This window comes from Stenotrophomonas sp. YIM B06876 (assembly GCF_030711595.1).
In the GTDB taxonomy this organism is placed as follows: domain Bacteria; phylum Pseudomonadota; class Gammaproteobacteria; order Xanthomonadales; family Xanthomonadaceae; genus Stenotrophomonas.
The window spans coordinates 1-612 of record NZ_JAUJUJ010000483.1; the positions used below are offsets into that span (position 1 = coordinate 1).

Here is a 612-nt window from a genome sequence, read left to right on the forward strand (position 1 = left end):
AGCGCACCTCGCCCACTAACCTGGGCCTGTATCTGTTGTCGGTGGCGTGCGCGCGCCGCTTTGGCTGGATCAGCACGGACGAGTTCCTCGACCGCTGCGAGCGCACCCTGGCCACCATGGCGGCGCTGGAGCGCCATCGCGGGCATTTTCTGAACTGGTACGACACCCACACCCTGGCGCCGCTGGCGCCGCCTTACGTCTCCACCGTGGACAGCGGCAATCTGTGCGGCCACCTGGTGGCGGTGGCGGGGGCTTGCGAAGAGCTGGCCGGAGCGCCAGGGCTGCTGGGTGAAGGCGCTCACCTGCAGCGCCTGCGCAGGCTCGCTGCGCAGTGCCACGGCCTGGCCATGGAGGCCGAGTTTGGCTTTCTGTACGACCCGCGCCGGCGCCTTTTTCACATTGGTTACCGCGTGGCCGACGGGCAGCTGGACCACAGCTTCTATGACCTGCTGGCGTCGGAGGCGCGGTTGGCCAGCCTGTGGGGCATTGCCAAGGGCGATGTGCCGGTAGCGCACTGGGGCGCGCTGGGTCGGCCGTTTTACGCCGCGGGGCGCAGCGTGGGCTTGCGCTCGTGGTCTGGCTCGATGTTCGAATACCTCATGCCTTCACTGG

1 pseudogene is annotated in these 612 nt (G+C 68.3%); it reads left to right on the top strand.

Annotated elements, in window-relative coordinates:
• Positions 1-612 (top strand): annotated as a pseudogene (locus QZH66_RS18050) (hypothetical protein); the annotation flags it as partial.